The sequence below is a fragment of the Streptomyces sp. NPDC005574 genome (assembly GCF_040605435.1).
Taxonomy (GTDB): Bacteria; Actinomycetota; Actinomycetes; order Streptomycetales; family Streptomycetaceae; genus Streptomyces.
The window spans coordinates 1-17,567 of record NZ_JBEXCW010000027.1 but is presented as its reverse complement, the minus strand read 5'-3'; the positions used below and the strand labels follow the sequence as shown (position 1 = coordinate 17,567).

Here is a 17,567-nt window from a genome sequence, read left to right as displayed (position 1 = left end):
TCAGACCAGGGCGGTGGCCTCCTCCACGGAGAGGCCGCCGCCCTCCGCGTACGCGGCCTCGTACGCCTGGTCGCCGAGCACCGCGCGGGCCGCGGCCTCGGCCCGGGTGCGCACCTCGCGCTCCAGCGCCGAGGACACGTACGACGGCGGCAGGTCCGCGTCGGCCGCGCCCACGCACAGGGCGGCGTCCCGGGCGCGGCTGCCGCCGTCGGCACCGGCCAGCGCCAGCGCGGCGATGGCGAGATACCCGGGGCGCATATGGGGCGCTATCGCCCGCGACAGCGGGTCGGCGGCCCGCTCCAGCGCCTGCCGGATCTTGGTGAGGGCCTCCTCGTGGCATTCGTCGGCCGCGTCCAGCGCGGCTTCCGCGCCCAGGATGATCGAGTCGAAGAGGACGAACATCGCGATCGAGAACTCCTCCCGCAGCAGGCGCACCTGCTCGCGGGCCTCGGCGATCCGGCCGGTGATGCCGAGGCGGGCCGCGAGGAACAGCCGGGCCGCGGACACCGCCTCGCTAGCCGGGCCGGTCCGCTCGGCGATCACCCCGCGCAGCAACGCCTCGCCCCGCTCGAACTCACCGGCCTCCAGGAGGGCGCTGCCGAGCCGGGCGGTGAGCACGCCCTGCTGGGCGCGGGCGCCGAGCCGTCCGGCGCACTCCCGCGCGGCCTCGTAGTCGGCGGCGGCGGCAACGTACCGGCCCTGGCGTTCGTGGGCCTCGCCGCGCGCGGAGAGGGCCTCGGCGGTGCCCCACAGGTCTCCGATGCGCCGGTAGATCTCCAGTGACTCGTCCGCGTCACGGGCGGCGTCCCCGGCCCAGTCGCTGCGGTTGGCGAGGAGGTTGGCGCGCATGTGCAGGCTCGCGGCGAGCTCCCACTCGTAGCCGGGGGCGCTGCGGGTGGTGTCGACGCTGCCGTCGATGATGGCGCGGAGCCGGTCCATGTCGCCGGTCAGGATCACCGCGAAGAACCACAGGGAGCCCGGGCTGCGGCAGGCCTGCGGAAGCCCGGGCGCGTAGGTGCCCGCGATGACCTTCAGCTTCTCCTGCGCCCGCGGGTTCTGCCATGCCTCCAGGTCGGTGTCCATGCAGGCGAGATGGACCAGGTGGACACCGCGCCGGGCCTCCTGGAGGAGCTCGCCGGTCCAGGGGAAGGGCACCTCCGTGCAGCGCTCCCACACGGGCGGGGCGAGGCGGGCCGGCGGGGTGAAGGGGTCGGGGCCGAGGGCCTGCACCTCCAGGGACCAGTTGCGGGCCTCGATGCGCAGGTCGCGCATCTGCCAGTACCAGGCGAGGGACAGCACCAGGCACAGGCCCTCCTGTTCGTCGCGCAGCGCGACGGCGCGGCGCAGCGCGGTGCGCACGTTCTCGTACTCGCGCTGCAGCCGCCCGATGGCGGCGAGTTGCTCGGAGCCGCGCAGCAACGGGTCGGTGACGCGGGCGAGTTCGCGGTAGTACGTCAGATGCGCGCGTTCGGCGTCGGCACGCCGGCCGGCCTCGTCCAGCCGCTCCCCCGCGTACTCCGCGACGGTCTCCAGGAGCCGGTAGCGCATCTCGCCCTCGGGCCCCTGGTCCGCCGAAGGGGCGGCCACCACAAGGGACTTGTCGACCAGGGAACCGAGCACCTCCAGGGCGACTGGTCCGCACACGGCCTCGGCGGCGGCCAGGTCGCAGCCGCCCGCGAACACCGACAGCCTGCGCAGGACGTCGCGTTCGTCCTCGTCGAGCAGTTCCCAGGACCAGTCCACGACGGCCCGCAGCGTCTGCTGGCGGGGCAGGACGGTACGGCTGCCGGAGGTGAGCAGCCGGAAGCGGTCGTCGAGCCGGTCGGCGATCTGCCGCGGTGTGAGCATCCGCAGCCGGGCGGCGGCCAGTTCGATGCCGAGGGGCAGTCCGTCGAGGCGGCGGCAGATCTCCGCGGCCGCCTCCGGATCGTCCTCGAGGCGGAAACCGGGCCGGGCGGCGGCTCCCCGGTCGGCGAGCAGCCGCAGCGCGACCGGCTCGGGCAGCGGCTCCACCGGGCGCAGCAACTCCCCCGGCACACCGAGGGGTTCACGGCTGGTGGCCAGCACGGTCAGACCGGGACAGCGTTCGAGGAGTTCCTCGACGAGCCGGGCGGCGGCCTCGACGACGTGCTCGCAGTTGTCCAGGACGACCAGCATCCGGCGTCTGCCGCAGTGCTCGGCGAGCCGGTCGACGGGCCGGTCGTGGCGGTCTGCCCCCGCGCGCATCGCCTCGGCGCCGGCGCCGTACAGGACGGTCTCGCGGGCGCCCACGGCGGTGAGCACGGCCTCCGGTACGGCGTCGGGATCGTCCACGGGCGCGAGTTCGGCCAGCCACACCCCGTCCCGGGCCGCGTCCCCCGCGGTCTCGGCGGCCTCCTGCGACAACCTCGTCTTCCCGGCGCCGCCGGGTCCGAGCAGGGTGACGAGCCGGGCGGCCGTGAGATCCCCCCGGATGGCCTCGATGTCGGCCTCCCGGCCCACGAAGGAGGTCAGGCGGGCACGCAGGTTGCCGGGCGGCGGAACGGGGACTTCCGGCCCCCCCGCCCCGGCCTCTCCCGCCCCTCCGGTCCCGGGTCCCGGCCGTGCTGCCGGTCGCCCTGCCGGCGCGTCGCCCGAGCCGAGCAACTGGCCGTGCAGCTCCCGCAGTTCGGGTCCCGGGTCGGAGCCGAGGCGGTCGGCGAGCGAGCGGCGTACGTCCTCGTAGGCGGCCAGCGCCTCCGCCGCACGGCCCGCGTCGCGCAACGCGCGCAGCCTGAGCGCCTGGAGGGGCTCGTCCAGCGGGTGGGCGTCGCACAGCGCGGTCAGCTCGGGCAGGGACTGGTCGGCGTGCCCGAGGGCGAGGGCGGCCGCGTGACGGGTGCGCAGGGCTGCCAGGCGCCGGGTCTCCCAGCGGGCCGCCTCAAAGGCACGGTCGGGCAGGTCGGCGAGGACCGGGCCGCGCCACAGGGCGAGGGCGTCGTCGAGGACGACGGCCGCCTTCGCGGGGTCGCCGTCGGCCAGGGCGCGGGTGCCCTCACCGGCCAGGCGCTCGAAGCGGTACAGGTCGATGTCGTCGGCCGGGGCGGTCAGGCGGTAGCCGCCGTCCGCGGAGGCGACGGCGTCCGCGCCGAGGGTCCTGCGCAAGCGGCCGACCAGCGCCTGGAGCGCGCCGGTGGCGTCGGCGGGCGGTTCGTCCCGCCACACCTCGTCGACCAGGAGACGCGCGGGCACGGTCCGGCCGGGCCGCAGGGCGAGCACGGCCAGCAGCGCACGCAGCCGCGCCCCGCCGACCGGGACGGCCGTGCCGTCGGGGCGAAGTGCCTGGGTGGTGCCGAGGATGCGGTAGCGCACGGGGTCCATTGTCTCCGTTGGCGTCGGGACCGGTCACGGGGTTGGGGCGGTCGGCGGGTCCTGCCGGGACGAAGCCGCGTGGTGCCGGACGCGGTGCGACCGGTCCCCGCGCTGCCGCAGCCGGTCACAGCCGGGCCGAAGCCTCCCAGCTTTCCCGGAACCCCCGGGCCACCGCGAGACGTTTTCCTGACGCGCCCGGTACGGTCGGGCAGTCCCGCCGCGTGTCCGAGAGTCCAGGGAGCCCCATGACCACCGCCACCACCCGCCACAGCGACCGGAGGGTCAGCCCCGTCTTCCTGGGGATCATGGCTGTCACGGCGGTGACCGGCTGGGCCACCTGGACCGGGTTCGCCGCGCAGCCGGGCGTCGCCGTGTTCCTGTTCGTGACGGCTGCCTGGATCGTCTCCCTGTGCCTGCACGAGTACGCGCACGCGCGCACCGCCCTGCACAGCGGCGACATCTCCGTCGGCGGGAAAGGCTACTTGACGCTCAACCCGCTCAAGTACACCCACGCCCTGCTGAGCATCGTCCTGCCGGTGATCTTCGTGATCATGGGCGGGATCGGTCTGCCGGGCGGGGCGGTGTTCATCGAGCGCGGCCGGATCCAGGGCCGCTGGAAGCACAGCCTGATCTCGGCGGCCGGACCGCTGACGAACGTGCTGTTCGCGGTGGCGTGCACGGCGCCGTTCTGGCTGCACGCGCTGGACGGGGTGCCGCGGGACTTCCGCTTCGCGCTGGCGTTCCTGGCACTGCTCCAGGTCACGGCGGCGCTGCTGAACTTCCTGCCGGTCCCGGGCCTGGACGGCTACGGCGTCATCGAACCCTGGCTGTCGTACAGCGTGCGGCGGCAGGTGGAGCCGTTCGCGCAGTTCGGCCTGCTGTTCGTGTTCGCCCTGCTGTGGGTCCCGTCGGTGAACACCGTGTTCTTCGACGTGATCGACGCGATCCTGCGGTCCCTGGGGATCGACGGCTTCGACTCGTACTGCGGCCAGGAGCTCTACCGCTTCTGGCAGGGCACCAACGAGTTCTGCCAGGTCAGCCCCTGACGGACGGTCCCCGCCGGCCGGCCGTGCCCCGCTTGAGGTAGTACCAGCACATGTTGGACGACAGGCCGGCCAGCAGGACCCACACGACGCCCAGCCAGCTGCCCCGGGCGAACGACACGACGGCCGCGGTCACCGCGAGCAGACAGACGACGAGGGCGTAGAGGGCGAGGCGGGGCATCTGGTCGGCTCCTGTCGGGGGACACTGCTGGCACTGCTGGAACAGCTCGTGCCGACCAGTGTCCCCCATCGGCTCACACGTCCGTGACGCGCAGTCCCGCGTGTGCCTTGTACCGGCGGTTGACCGAGATCAGGTTCGCGACCAGCGACTCCACCTGGTGGGCGTTGCGCAGCCGGCCGGCGAAGACACCCCGCATGCCGGGGATACGGCCGGCCAGCGCCTGGACGATCTCGACGTCCGCGCGCTCCTCGCCGAGGACCATCACGTCGGTGTCGATCTCCGCGATCTCCGGGTCCTGGAGCAGCACCGCCGACAGGTGGTGGAATGCGGCCGTGACGCGCGAGTCCGGCAGCAGCGCGGCGGCCTGCTGGGCGGCGCTGCCCTCCTCCGGCTTGAGCGCGTAGGCGCCCTGCTTGTCGAAGCCGAGCGGGTTGACGCAGTCGACGACGAGCTTTCCGGCCAGTTGCTCGCGCAGCGACTCCAGCGTGGCGCCGTGACCGTCCCAGGGCACGGCGACGATCACGATGTCGCTGCGGTGCGCGGTCTCGGCGTTGTCGGCGCCCTCGACGCCGTGCCCGAGCTCCTCGGCGGCGGACCGCGCGCGGTCGGCGGCCCGCGAGCCGATGATCACCTTCTGCCCGGCGCGGGCGAGCCGGTAGGCGAGGCCCTTGCCCTGCGGCCCGGTGCCACCGAGCACGCCGACGACGAGCCCGGAGACGTCCGGGAGGTCCCAGGGGTCCTTGGCGGGGGCCTTCGCCGGGGCGCCGGCGGGCTGCTGTGCACTGTCGCTAGAGGTCATGGGCCGACTTTACGGTCCCCCGACCGCCCCTCACCGGCGAGGTGAGCCGCGTCACGAACGCGGGCCGCGCGGGGGTGCGGGAGGTGCGGAGGGTCGCTGTGCGGCAGGCCCGGCGACCTGTCGGTGAGGGTGCCCGGGAAGCCGTCGGGCAGGTGTCCGGATCCGGACGGACGGCGTCAGCCGGGGGCCGGTTCGTGAGCCGGGGGCCGGTTCGGGAACCAGGCCGGTTCGGGAACCAGGCCCGTTCGGGAACCAGGCCCGTTCGGGAATCAGGGGCGGGCTCGGGGGTCGGGGGACGGCTCGGGGAGGCGGGGGACGGCTCGGGGAGGCGGGGGACGGCTCGGGGAGGCGGGGGACGGCTCGGGGAGGCGGGGGACGGCTCGGGGAGGCGGGGGGCTGTTCGGGAAGCCGAGGACCGGACGGGGGTCGAGACCCGGCTCGGGGAGGACGGAAGCCCGGTTCCGGGGCCAGGAACCGGACCGGGGCCGGAGAGCCGACCCGAGACCGAGGACCGGACCGGGGGGCCGGGGCCCGGCTCGGGGAAGGCTGGTTGCCCGATTCCGGGCCGGGAACCGGACCAGGGGCCGGAGAGTCGACCCGACGCTGAAGCCAGGAACCCGGCTCCGGGGGACCGGACCGGCGGCCGAGGGCCGGACCGGAAGTCAGGAACCCGGCTCAGGGTCGCGGACCGCATCGGAGGCCAGGGGCCGTCCAGGCGGACGCAATGCCTGCCGGACTGCCCCGTTCGGCGGACGCGGTGCCTGCCGGACTGCCCGGTTCGGCGGACGCGATGCCTGCCGGACTGCCCGGTTCGGGGGAACGCGCGGTGAACCGCCGGTCCGGGGTGGCCGGTTGCGGCAGGATGCCGGGCCATGGATGCCGTACGGGTGGCGCTGTTGCGCGAGGTGCTCGCCGGGACCGAGTTGCTGGGGGCCACCCGCCGGTTCGCGGGGGTCCTGCGGGGGTCGGTGGTGACGCACGGGGGCGGGCTGTTACTGGTGGGCACCCCGCGCTACGAGCCGTGGCATCTGGCGGCCCACCTGGTGGACGAGGCCGCCTGGTCCGGGACGCCCGAGCTGGCACCGACGCTGGTCCGGCACGATGCCCGCCCCTCGGACCCGGCGCATCTGGCGGTCGGGCCGGGGCGGCTGGCGGCGGCGCGGCGGGGCGAGACGCTGCTGGTGGTGGCGGAGCGGGGGCCCGACGCGGACCTGCTGGAGGGGGTGCACGACGCCCGGCGGGCCGGCGCGACGGTGCTTGCGCTCGGAGCGGGCGGGGCCGAGCTGACGGCCATGGCGCACGAGTCGCTGACCGTGACCGACGGATCCGAGCTGGACCTGGACAGTGTCCAGCACCTGGTGAGCGCGGCGGCCGGGGAGAACTTCCTGCCGGCCCCACGCGGCCGCCGCCGCCTCCGCGACCACCTCACGGCCCTGGCCCACCACCTGACGGCACCCCCGCCGGCCCGTTGGTAGCCACGCCGGTGACTGCCCGCCGGCAGCCGGGGGGGCGATCCGCCGGCAGTCACCCGGCGGTAGCCCGAACCAGCCCCCCGCGGCGGCCGGGGAGAACTTCCTGCCGGCCCCACGCGGCCGGCGCCGCCTCCGCGACCACCTCGCGGCCCTGGCCCACCACCTGACGGCGCCCCCACCTGCCCGTTGGTAGCCACGCCGGTGACTGCCCGCCGGCAGCCGGGGGGCGATCCGCCGGCAGTCACCCGGCGGTAGCCCGAACCAGCCCCCGGTACCTAGCGTCGGAGAAAACCGGTTGCCCCCCGCGGTCGTCCGGGCCGAGCATGGCCCGTCGTGACGCACGACGGCGACAGCCCTTCCGGTGGCCCCTCCGACGCTTCCCCTCCCTCCGGGCTGCGCGCCCTGCTGCCGGATCTGGCGCCCTGGCGGGCGTCCGTGGACTTCCGACGGCTGTGGCTGTCCGGGCTGATCACCAACTTCGGCAGCTTCCTGACCTTCGTCGCGCTGCCCGTGCAGATGAAGGACCTCACGAACTCCGCGGCGGCCGTCGGAGCGATCGGCGCGGTCGAGCTGCTGCCGCTGATCGTGTTCGGGCTGTACGGCGGCGCGCTCGCGGACGCCTGGGACAAGCGGAAGCTGATCGTGTGGACGGAGGCCGGCCAGGGCCTGCTGTGCGCGGCGCTGCTGCTGAACGCGCTGATGCCGCGCCCCGCCGTCTGGCCGCTGTACGTGGTCGCCGCGCTGTCCTCGGCGCTCGGCTCCGTGCAGCGGCCCGCGCTCGACGCGCTGACCCCGCGGATCGTGGCCCACGAGCACCTGCCGGCCGCGGCCTCGCTCAACTCGCTGCGCTGGACGGTCGGTGGGGTCGCGGGTCCCGCGGTGGCGGGCGTGGTCGTCGCGTTCGCCGGGCTGGGCTGGGCGTACGCCGTGGACCTGCTGACCTTCGTCGTCTCGGTCGCCTTCGTGCTGCGTATCGCCGCCGCGCCCGCCTCCCACGCCTCGCCCAAGCCGTCCCTGCGGTCGATCGCCGAGGGCGCCCGGTACGCGTGGGGCCGCAAGGAGCTCCTCGGCACGTACGCCATCGACCTCGCGGCGATGTTCCTCGCGATGCCTCTCGCCGTGCTGCCGTTCCTCGCCGACGAGTTGCACGCCCCGTGGTCGCTCGGCCTGATGTACGCGTCCGTCCCGGCCGGAGCCCTGGTGGTGAGCCTGACCAGCGGCTGGACCTCGCGGGTGCACCGGCACGGGCGGATGGTGGTGCTCTCGGCCGCGCTGTGGGGCCTGGCGATCGCGGCGGCCGGCGCCTGCGGGAACGTGTGGCTGGTGCTGCTGTTCCTCGCCGTCGGCGGCGGCTGCGACATGGTCAGCGGCGTCTTCCGCGGCGCCATGTGGAACCAGACGATCCCCGACGAACTGCGCGGCCGGCTCGCCGGGATCGAGCTGCTGTCCTACTCGGTGGGCCCGCAGCTGGGCCAGGTCCGCTCGGGCGGTACGGCCGCGTGGGCCGGGGTGCGGACGTCGGTGTGGTCGGGCGGCCTGCTGTGCGCGGGCGCGGTGGGGCTGCTGGCCCTGTGCCTGCCCGGGCTGATGACGTACGACGTACGGACGAACGAGCACGCGGTGCGGCTGCGCGACCAGCGGAAGGCGGCCGCACCGGTGCGGGGCTGACGTCCCCCGGGAGGGGGTCCGCTCAGCCCTCGTCCGCGCCGCCCGCCGGCGCGTCGTGCCACTTGGGGTCGTTCTCCCACTCCAGGTTGCGCTCCCGGGCGCTCTCCATCGCGTGCTCGGCCTCCGCACGGGTGGCGTACGGGCCGAAACGGTCCTTGCCGGGGCAGTCCGGACCCTCCTCGACCTTCTTGTGCTCCAGGCAGTAGAACCACTCGCCCGGTTTACCGACCGTCCGCTTCTTGAACAGGGGCATGACCAGCTCCTCTCGCCACCGACATGTTCCCCCATCGCCGCTGGTTAGACTCGCTGGCATGTCTGGCCAGTCGCTGCTCGTCCCAGGGGAGCTGTCCCCCATCCGTTCCGTGCCCGGGAACATCCGCCGCCCCGAGTACGTCGGCAAGCCCGCGCCGACGCCGTACACCGGCCCGGAGGTGCAGACGCCCGAGACCGTCGAGGCGATGCGCCGCGCCGGCCGGATCGCCGCGCGGGCGATGGCGGAGGCCGCGAAGCTGATCGCGCCGGGCGTCACCACCGACGAACTGGACAGGGTCGCGCACGAGTACATGTGCGACCACGGCGCCTACCCCTCGACGCTCGGCTACCGCGGCTTCCCGAAGTCGCTGTGCACGAGCGTCAACGAGGTCATCTGCCACGGCATCCCGGACTCGACGGTCCTGCGGGACGGTGACATCGTCAACCTGGACGTGACGGCGTACATCGGCGGGGTGCACGGCGACAACAACGCCACCTACCTGGTCGGGAACGTGGACGAGGAGAGCCGGCTGCTCGTCGAGCGGACCCGGGAGTCCCTCGACCGCGCGATCAGGGCGGTCCGGCCGGGCCGCCAGATCAACATCATCGGCCGGGTCATCGAGTCCTACGCCAAGCGCTTCGGTTACGGCGTGGTCCGCGACTTCACGGGCCACGGCATCAACTCGTCGTTCCACTCCGGCCTGATCATCCCGCACTACGACAGCCCGCACGCGACGACCCTCATCCAGCCCGGGATGACGTTCACGATCGAGCCGATGCTGACCCTGGGGACGCACGACTACGACATGTGGGACGACGGGTGGACGGTCGTGACCAAGGACCGCAGGCGCACCGCCCAGTTCGAGCACACGCTGGTGGTGACGGAGACGGGCGCGGACATCCTGACCCTGCCGTAGCGCAGCCCCTCGCGCCGCCCGGGCCCGCCCTCGGCAGAGGGCGGGCCCGGCGTGCTCAGCGCTCTAGGAGGACGCGTCCCCCGACCTCCACCCAGCCCCCCGGCTGGGGAGCCGTCAGGAGTTGGGAGCCCGCGCCCTGCGTGATGTTCAGGGCGCGCCCCAGCTGCTGCGTCAGCAGGATGGCCGCCGCGCCGGTCGCCTCGTCCTCGTCGATGCCGTCGTCGCGGCCGGGGAAGGCGCGGGCGCGGATCCGGCCGGCCGCCTCGTCCTCCCAGGCCCAGGCGTAGATCCACTCCCCCGTCGGCGGCACCGCCAGGTCGTCGACCTCGGCGGGGGTGGCGTGCCGGCGGAGCGTGCGCGGCGGGACCCACTCGGCGAGCGCCTCGATCCAGCTGAACTCGCCGTCGAGGCGGACGCCCACCACCCCGGCGGGGGTGACCAGTTCGGGCACGTCCAGGAGCCAGGCGGTGCCCACGCAGGGGTGGCCGGCGAAGGGGAGGCGCAGCGTGGGCGTGTAGATGTCGATGACACCGCGCTCGGGGTCGTCGACGAACACGGTCTCGCTGAACCCGAGCTTCGCGGCGAACTCCTGCCGCTCCTCGGGGTCCGGCATCACCGAGCCCTCGCGGACCACGCCGAGCTCGTTGCCGTATCCGCCGCCGGGTCCGCAGAAGACCCGGAGCACGTCGTAATCAGTCACGCGGGCATTGAAGCAGTCGGCGACCTGGGACTGAAGTTGTGGAGGTGACCGAAAAGCGTCACCGGCGGGCCGCGCCCGGCGTCCGCCGCGCTCCGCGCGCACCGGGCCGCGATCCTGTGCGCCGACCGTGCCGCGTCCGAGGGGCCGCCCATCGGACCCGGCGCCGGTCGGCCGTCTCCGGGGGCCTCCGACCAGCCGGTGGAGGTGTTTCAGCAGCCCGGCACCGGCGCTCCCCCTCCCGCCAGGAGCGGAGTCCTTGAATTTCCTTTGACCATTCCATGGGGTCCGCTTTGGGTTCTCGTGATCGTTCCGTGCCCCTACGCCGCCCATGAGAGCTGAATCACCGTGCGGGTGGGTATCAGGCAGGCAAGCCTTAGATAAGTTAGGCGAGCCTCACCATCCTGATGTGAATCCCGACACGCGATTTTTCGCCAGCACTTGAGCCTCTTGGAGCCCGAATGCGAGCCGCCAGACTCTCCGTCGTCACCGCCGTCGCCACCGCGGCGGCGTTGACCGCCGTCACGGGGTGTGCCGAGAAGAGCGACGGGAAGGGCGCCGGTGCCATCCAAGTGACGGCCACCGACTCCACGTGCGAGGTGTCGAAGAAGGACTTCCCGGCCGGCCATGTCGAGCTCGACATCGAGAACAAGGGCTCCAAGGTCACCGAGGTCTACATCCTCTTCCCCGACGACCGCATCGTCAGCGAGCGCGAGAACATCGGCCCCGGCACCCGGCAGACGGTCACCGCCGAGGTGAAGGCCGGCGACTACACGATCGCCTGCAAGCCCGGCATGAAGGGCAAGGGCATCCGCCAGGCGGTCAAGGCCACCGGCGGCAAGACCGTCAAGCGTGACCCGCGCCTCGACGCGGCGGTCGCCGCCTACCGCGAGTACGCGCAGGAGCAGGCGGACGCGACGCTGCCCGAGGTCGCGACCTTCGTGAAGGCCGTCAAGGCCGGCGACCTGGCGGCCGCCAAGGCCGCGTACGCGCCCTCGCGCATCGGCTGGGAGCGCACCGAGCCGGTCGCCGAGTCCTTCGGTGACATCGACCCGAAGGTCGACGTCCGCGCGGACGGCCTGGAGGACGGCCAGAAGTGGACGGGCTGGCACCGGCTGGAGAAGGCCCTCTGGCAGGACAAGAAGATCGGCGCCGAGGAGAAGACCCTCGCCGGCCGGCTGGTCACCGACCTGACGGACTGGCAGAAGCGGGTCGGCAAGGCCGACATCACCCCCACCTCCATGGCCAACGGCGCCAAGGAACTCCTCGACGAGGTCGCCACCGGCAAGGTCACCGGCGAGGAGGAGCGCTACTCGCACACCGACCTGGTCGACTTCAAGGCCAACGTGGAGGGCGCGCAGAAGTCGTACGAGCTGCTGAAGCCGGTCGCCAAGGAGAACGACGCGGCGCTGGCCACCGAGCTCGACAAGCAGTTCGCCGCGCTGAACACGCTGCTGGACAAGTACCGCACGGACAAGGCGTCGTACGACTTCGAGTCCTACGACAAGGTCGGCAAGGACGACCGCAAGGAGCTCTCGGACGCGGTGAACGCGCTCGCCGAGCCGCTGTCCAAGCTCGCCGCGGCCGTCGCGAAGTAGGGGGACGACCATGACGGACACGACCTCTCAGGAAGCCACTCCGGCCGCCCCCTCCCGGCGTTCGCTGATCGGCTGGGGCGGTGCCGGGCTCGCGCTCGGTGCCGCCGCGGCCGGCGGCACCGTGGCGATGGCCCGCACCGGTGACGACGCGGACCCGACGGCCGCCGGGTCGGGCGCGGCCGTCGCCTTCCACGGCGCGCACCAGGCGGGCATCGCCACGCCGGTGCAGGACCGGCTGCACTTCGCCGCGTTCGACGTGAAGACCGACGACCGCGCCGAGTTCGTCCAGCTGCTGAAGGACTGGACGGCGGCCGCCCGGCGGATGACAGCCGGCCACACCGTCGGCGAGGGCGCCTACGGCGGGCTCGCCGAGGCGCCGCCGGACGACACCGGCGAGGCGCTGGGCCTCAAGCCCTCACGGCTGACGCTGACGATCGGGTTCGGGCCGTCCCTGTTCGAGAAGTTCGACCTCGCCGACCGGCGGCCCGAGGCGCTGGTGGACCTGCCGAAGTTCCCCGGCGAGAACCTCGACCGCAACCGCAGCGGCGGCGACCTGTGCGTCCAGGCCTGCGCGGACGATCCGCAGGTCGCCGTGCACGCGATCCGCAACCTGGCCCGCATCGGCTTCGGCAAGGTCGCCATCCGCTGGTCCCAGCTCGGCTTCGGCAAGACCTCCTCCACCACCCCCGACGCCCAGACCCCGCGCAACCTGATGGGATTCAAGGACGGCACCCGCAACATCGCGGGCACCGAGACCGGCCGCCTGGAGAAGTTCGTGTGGGCGGACGCGAAGGACGGCTCGGACTGGATGGCCGGGGGCTCCTATCTCGTCGCCCGCCGTATCCGCATGAACATCGAGACCTGGGACCGCACCTCGCTGCAGGAGCAGGAGGACGTGTTCGGCCGTGACAAGGGCGAGGGTGCCCCCGTGGGCCGCGCCAAGGAGCGCGACAAGCCGTTCCTGAAGGCGATGAAGCCCGACGCGCACGTCCGGCTCGCGCACCCCGACTCCAACCACGGGGCGACGATCCTGCGCCGCGGCTACTCCTTCACCGACGGTACGGACGGCCTCGGCCGGCTGGAGGCGGGCCTGTTCTTCCTGGCCTACCAGCGGGACGTCCGCACGGGTTTCATCCCCATCCAGCGCAGCCTGGGCGCCGACGCGCTCAACGAGTACATCCAGCACGTGGGTTCGGCGCACTTCGCCGTCCCGCCGGGCGTCCGCGACAAGGACGACTGGTGGGGCCGGACGCTGTTCTCCAAGGAGGCGTAGCCGTGTTCTCCAACTACCTGATCGGTCTGCGCGAGGGCCTGGAAGCCAGCCTCGTCGTCTGCATCCTGATCGCCTACCTGGTCAAGACCGGCCGCCGGGACGCCCTGCGGCCGATCTGGACCGGCGTGGGCATCGCCGTGCTCATCGCGATGGGCTTCGGCTGCGTCCTCGAATTCGGCTCCCAGGAGCTCACGTTCAAGGCGCAGGAGGCGCTCGGCGGCAGCCTGTCCATCGTGGCGGTCGCCCTGGTGACGTGGATGGTGTTCTGGATGCGGCGCACCGCCCGGCACCTGAAGTCGGAGCTGCACGGGAAGCTGGACGCGGCCCTGTCGATGGGCACCGGCGCGCTGGTGGCCACCGCGTTCCTGGCGGTCGGCCGGGAGGGCCTGGAGACGGCCCTGTTCGTGTGGACGTCCGTCCACGCGGCCGGTGACGGCACCCCGCGCCCGCTGATCGGCGCGGCGCTGGGCCTGGCGTCCGCGGTCCTCCTGGGCTGGCTGTTCTACCGCGGCGCCCTGAAGATCAACCTTTCCAGGTTCTTCACCTGGACCGGCGCCATGCTGGTGGTGGTCGCGGCGGGCGTGCTGGCGTACGGCGTCCACGACCTCCAGGAGGCCGACTGGATCCCGGGACTTCAGCATCTCGCCTTCGACATCAGCGACACCATCGCCCCGGACAGCTGGTACGGCACGCTCCTGAAGGGCGTCTTCAACTTCCAGCCCGACCCGACGGTCCTCCAGGTCACGGTGTGGCTGCTGTACCTGGTCCCGACGCTCGCGGTCTTCCTCGCCCCGGTAGGGTTCGCCTCCGGGAAGGGGAAGGTGAAGGCACCTGATGAGCAGGGATCGCAGCCCTCGAAGGCTTCGCAGGCTTGACCGGCGCGCCCTGACGGCGGCCTCGCTGACCGCTCTGTCGCTGACGGCGAGCGGCTGCGTCGTGGTGCACGGAGAGAAGGAAGTACTCCCCGCCACCACCCGCGCCGAGGCCGCGAAGGCGCTCGGGCAGTTCACCGCCGCGTACAACAAGGCGGACGAGGAGTACGACACCTCCCTCGACGCCGACCACGTCACGGGCGCCCTCAGCGACATCGACGCGGCCCGTCTGAAGGCCGGGCACATCAACAACCCGGCCGGGAATCCCGGGCATTCACCGCTGAAGCTGTCGGACGCGCGCTTCACGATCCCCAAGAAGGCCGGCTGGCCGCGCTGGTTCGTCGCCGACGCGCACGGTAACAAGGGCGGCGACCTGCGCTGGCTGCTGGTGTTCACCCGCGGCGAGCTGAGCGACCCGTGGCAGGTGGCGTACCTGACGCTGGTCGCCCCGGCCGACGTACCGAAGTTCAAGCACGACGCGGACGGCTGGGCCGAGGCCGTGCCCGCCAACTCCACACAACTCGCCCTCGCCCCCGGCACGTTGAGCAAGGACTACGCGAGCTACCTCAAGAGCGGCGGGAAGTCCTTCGCCGCGGGCGCGCACACCAGCGCGTGGCGCGCGCAGCGCGAGGCGGCGGGCAGCAAGCCCGGCCTCGCCACGCAGTACATCGACCAGCCGCTGACCGGCGGCGACTACGCCCCGCTTGCGCTGCGCACCGCGGACGGCGGCGCGCTGGTCTTCTTCACCACCCGCCGCTACGAGAAGCAGACCGCCGCGGCGGGCACGGCGATCCCCGCCCAGAACGACAACGTGCGGGCCCTGACGACCGGCGAGATCAAGCAGTCCCTGACGATGGAGTTCGTCTCCAACCAGGTGGCGCTGGACCCGCCCCGGGGCGCGGGCGGCGGCAAGGTGTCGGTGCTGGGCCGCATCGAGGGGCTGACCTCGGCCGAGGGCTCGTAGACGGCACGGGGCGCCGCCGCCGGTTCAGGGCCTCACAGGCGCGTGGGCCAGGCGGCGCCCTCGTAGTCCGGCTCCGTGCCGTGCCGGGCGCAGGTCTCCGTGAGGATCTCCAGCAGCGTCAGCGGGTCGGGCAGCGGGTGTTCGGGGCCGCGCACCCAGTGCACCGACTGGTTCTCGCCGGGGAGCCGGGCCGGGGGCACCAGGACGTACGAGCCCCGGCAGTGCCAGCGCAGGCCCGGGTGCTCGTCCATCGTCTCGGGGTGGCAGTCCAGCTCGCAGGGCCACCACTCGTCCTCGTCCTCGGGGGTGCCGCGGGTGAGGGTGAAGAACAGCAGCCGCCCGTCGTCGCTCTCGGCGACCGGGCCGACCTCGATGTCCGCGGCGAGAAGCCGCTCCATGGCCTCGCTGCCCGCCTCCAGCGGCACGTCCAGGACGTCGTGCACCATGCCGGTCGCGGTGATGAAGTTGGCCTGCGGCTGATGCCGGGACCAGCGCTCGATCTGGGTGCGGTCGGTGGTCGACTGGGTCTGCCAGGCGAACGACACCGGGTGCCGGGCTGGGGTCGGACAGCCCACGCGGTCGCAGGAGCAGCGGTAGCCGGGAGCGGGGTGCGCGGCGGGCGCCAGTGGGAGTCCCGCTCCGGCGGCGGCGAGCAGCAGAGCCTCCCGGCCGCTGTCGTCGGCGGCCTCCTTCGGGCGGCGTCCGCGCAGCCACTGGGAGATTTTGCCCTGCCGGCCGGTCCGACCGTCGAACTCCGCGCTCATCTATCTCCTCGCCTCGCTGTCGTGCCGAACAGCTCGCTCCATCGTCCCACCATCCTGCGCCGCGGGGGGCCGGAGCCCGCAACCGGGGTGGGCGAGGCGGGGCGTACCGGGCACGGGACGGCCTGCGATCAGCCGCTTTGCCCCGGTTTCCCGATCTGTCCGGCGGGTGCGTACCGGGGTGCGAGGGGTGAGACGAAGAACTCCCGGGCGGCGCGCGAGCCCCTGGCCGCCGTGCGCCCGGCCGGCCCCGCTCACGCCGGCTCGGTGCACGGCGGGCGCGGGCCGGCCCCGCTCACGCCGGCTCGGTGGACGGCGGCCAGGGGTCGCCCCAGTCTGCGTCCCGGGCGGCCTTGTAGAGCTCGCCGTGCCGTTTGGTGACCGTCGTGCGCCGCAGCCGCTCGTCGGCCTCGCACAAGTCGAGCAGGACCTGTCCCTTGCGGATCTGCGGGCGCCGGACCACGCGGGCGCCGGCGGGGCGGACCGGGAGGCGGGTGGCGGCGACGTAGGCGAACTTCTCGTCCTCGTAGGCGAGGGAGCCGCCCTTGACCTGCCGGTGCAGGGAGGAACGGCTGACCCGCGCCGAGAAGTGGCACCAGTCCTCGCCGGGCACGATCGGGCAGGCGGCGCTGTGCGGACAGGGCGCGGCGACGTGGAAGCCGGCGGCGATCAGCCGGTCGCGGGCCTCGATGACGCGGGCGTACCCGTCGGGGGTGCCGGGTTCGACGATCACCACGGCCTGCGCGGCGGTGGCGGCCGTGTCGACGAGACGGGCGCGGTCGGGCGCGGTCAGCTCGTTGAGGACGTAGGAGACGGTGACCAGGTCGGTGGGGTCGAGAGTGAGGTCCGCCCCGATCCGGGAGCGCTGCCAGCGGACGTTGCGCAGCGCCGGGTCGGCGGCGGCGATCTCCTTGCCGAGGGCGAGCGCCGGTTCGGCCCAGTCGAGCACGGTCACCGGCCGGTCGCCGGCCCAGGTCGCGCTGACCGCCCAGGTCGCGGCCCCGGTCCCGCCCCCGACGTCCACATGCCCGGCGGGCACCCACTCCGGCACGGCGTCCGCGAACGCCTCCAGCGCGGCCCGCACGGCCTCGAAGGTCGCGGGCATCCGGTAGGCGGCATAGGCGGCGACGTCGGCGCGGTCCCGCAGGATCGGGGCGTCGGTCGGCGTGCTCCCCCGGTAGCTGGCGATCAGCCGCTCCACGGCCCCGGCGGCCTGCCGCGGCGGTAGCCCGTCGAGCAGACCGGCGAGAGCGGCACGCAGACGTTCGGCCGGAGGCAGGGGGTCGGTCACCTGGAGAGTCTAAGTGGCCAAGAACCCACACGGAGCCGACCGTCCGGCCCGTCGGGCACGCGCGGACAACGCCCAGCCCGCCGGGCACGCGCGGACAAGGCCCGCCGAACCCAGCCCGCCGGGCACGCGCGAACAGGGCCCGCCAAATCCAGCCCGTCCGGCGCGTGCGAACAACGCCCGCCGAATCCAGCCCGCAGGGCACGTGCGAACAAGGCCCGCCAAATCCAGCCCGTCCGGCGTTTGAGGACAAGGCCCGTTCAGGGCCGGCCCGAGGCCCCGGCGTCTGCGGACAAGACCCGCCGAACCCAGCCCGACCGGCGTTCGAAGACAAGGCCGCGCCAAACCCAACCCGTCGGCACGTGCGAACAAGGCCCGCCAAATCCAGCCCGTCCGGCGTTTGAGGACAAGGCCCGTTCAGGGCCGGCCCGAGGCCCCGGCGTCTGCGGACA

Annotated in this window: 15 protein-coding genes; 8 read left to right on the top strand and 7 right to left on the bottom strand. The window is 73.5% G+C overall.

The features are described 5' to 3' along the window. Window positions 1-3,339 carry a BTAD domain-containing putative transcriptional regulator gene (locus ABZT03_RS19305; protein ID WP_356040875.1) on the bottom strand — a complete coding sequence of 1,113 codons (3,339 nt, stop codon included), beginning with the start codon at window positions 3,337-3,339 and terminating at the stop codon, window positions 1-3. Window positions 3,340-3,575: 236 nt separating this feature from the next. Between ABZT03_RS19305 and ABZT03_RS19300 the strand changes: the two genes are divergently transcribed. Continuing rightward, complete coding sequence (locus ABZT03_RS19300; RefSeq protein WP_356040874.1) at window positions 3,576-4,376, top strand: site-2 protease family protein; 801 nt, start codon at window positions 3,576-3,578, stop codon at window positions 4,374-4,376. Here ABZT03_RS19300 and ABZT03_RS19295 read toward each other — a convergent pair. After that, complete coding sequence (locus tag ABZT03_RS19295; protein ID WP_356040872.1) at window positions 4,366-4,554, bottom strand: hypothetical protein; 189 nt, start codon at window positions 4,552-4,554, stop codon at window positions 4,366-4,368. The two genes, ABZT03_RS19300 and ABZT03_RS19295, sit on opposite strands and share 11 nt — an antisense overlap. A gap of 73 nt (window positions 4,555-4,627) precedes the next feature. After that, complete coding sequence (npdG, locus tag ABZT03_RS19290; protein WP_356040870.1) at window positions 4,628-5,353, bottom strand: NADPH-dependent F420 reductase; 726 nt, start codon at window positions 5,351-5,353, stop codon at window positions 4,628-4,630. Between the two features lie 872 nt (window positions 5,354-6,225). Here npdG and ABZT03_RS19285 point away from each other — a divergent pair. Together ABZT03_RS19285 and ABZT03_RS19280 are read left to right on the top strand one after the other, a co-directional pair. Beyond that, window positions 6,226-6,828 (top strand): hypothetical protein, encoded by a 603-nt coding sequence (locus ABZT03_RS19285; protein ID WP_356040868.1) that lies wholly within the window; start codon window positions 6,226-6,228, stop codon window positions 6,826-6,828. Window positions 6,829-7,158: 330 nt separating this feature from the next. Further along, window positions 7,159-8,493 (top strand): MFS transporter, encoded by a 1,335-nt coding sequence (locus ABZT03_RS19280; RefSeq protein ID WP_356040867.1) that lies wholly within the window; start codon window positions 7,159-7,161, stop codon window positions 8,491-8,493. A gap of 22 nt (window positions 8,494-8,515) precedes the next feature. Here ABZT03_RS19280 and ABZT03_RS19275 read toward each other — a convergent pair whose 3' ends face one another. After that, complete coding sequence (locus ABZT03_RS19275; RefSeq protein ID WP_356040865.1) at window positions 8,516-8,746, bottom strand: hypothetical protein; 231 nt, start codon at window positions 8,744-8,746, stop codon at window positions 8,516-8,518. 58 nt (window positions 8,747-8,804) lie between these two features. Between ABZT03_RS19275 and map the strand changes: the two genes are divergently transcribed. Then, window positions 8,805-9,662: a type I methionyl aminopeptidase gene (map, locus tag ABZT03_RS19270; protein WP_356040864.1), complete on the top strand. Its 858-nt coding sequence runs from the start codon at window positions 8,805-8,807 to the stop codon at window positions 9,660-9,662. A gap of 55 nt (window positions 9,663-9,717) precedes the next feature. Here the strand turns inward: map and ABZT03_RS19265 are convergent, their stop codons facing one another. Further along, on the bottom strand, window positions 9,718-10,362 hold the full coding sequence (locus ABZT03_RS19265; RefSeq protein ID WP_356040862.1) for a PhzF family phenazine biosynthesis protein: 645 nt from the start codon (window positions 10,360-10,362) through the stop codon (window positions 9,718-9,720). Between the two features lie 458 nt (window positions 10,363-10,820). Between ABZT03_RS19265 and efeO the strand changes: the two genes are divergently transcribed. From efeO to ABZT03_RS19245, 4 genes are read left to right on the top strand one after another with little or no spacing between them, the layout of a single operon-like run. Then, window positions 10,821-11,957: an iron uptake system protein EfeO gene (gene efeO / locus ABZT03_RS19260; RefSeq protein WP_356040860.1), complete on the top strand. Its 1,137-nt coding sequence runs from the start codon at window positions 10,821-10,823 to the stop codon at window positions 11,955-11,957. A gap of 10 nt (window positions 11,958-11,967) precedes the next feature. Continuing rightward, a complete protein-coding gene (gene efeB / locus ABZT03_RS19255; RefSeq protein WP_356040858.1) occupies window positions 11,968-13,230 on the top strand; it encodes an iron uptake transporter deferrochelatase/peroxidase subunit in 1,263 nt (420 codons plus the stop codon). Window positions 13,231-13,232: 2 nt separating this feature from the next. Continuing rightward, window positions 13,233-14,105 (top strand): iron uptake transporter permease EfeU, encoded by an 873-nt coding sequence (efeU, locus tag ABZT03_RS19250; RefSeq protein ID WP_356040856.1) that lies wholly within the window; start codon window positions 13,233-13,235, stop codon window positions 14,103-14,105. Then, a complete protein-coding gene (locus ABZT03_RS19245) occupies window positions 14,065-15,066 on the top strand; it encodes a hypothetical protein (RefSeq protein ID WP_356040855.1) in 1,002 nt (333 codons plus the stop codon). Before efeU ends, ABZT03_RS19245 begins: the two co-directional genes overlap by 41 nt. Before the next feature lie 32 nt (window positions 15,067-15,098). Here ABZT03_RS19245 and ABZT03_RS19240 read toward each other — a convergent pair whose 3' ends face one another. Both ABZT03_RS19240 and ABZT03_RS19235 read right to left on the bottom strand, forming a co-directional pair. Continuing rightward, a complete protein-coding gene (locus ABZT03_RS19240) occupies window positions 15,099-15,830 on the bottom strand; it encodes a bifunctional DNA primase/polymerase (RefSeq protein WP_356040853.1) in 732 nt (243 codons plus the stop codon). A gap of 292 nt (window positions 15,831-16,122) precedes the next feature. After that, window positions 16,123-17,118 carry a small ribosomal subunit Rsm22 family protein gene (locus tag ABZT03_RS19235; RefSeq protein ID WP_356040851.1) on the bottom strand — a complete coding sequence of 332 codons (996 nt, stop codon included), beginning with the start codon at window positions 17,116-17,118 and terminating at the stop codon, window positions 16,123-16,125. Between the last annotated feature and the right edge of the window lie 449 nt (window positions 17,119-17,567).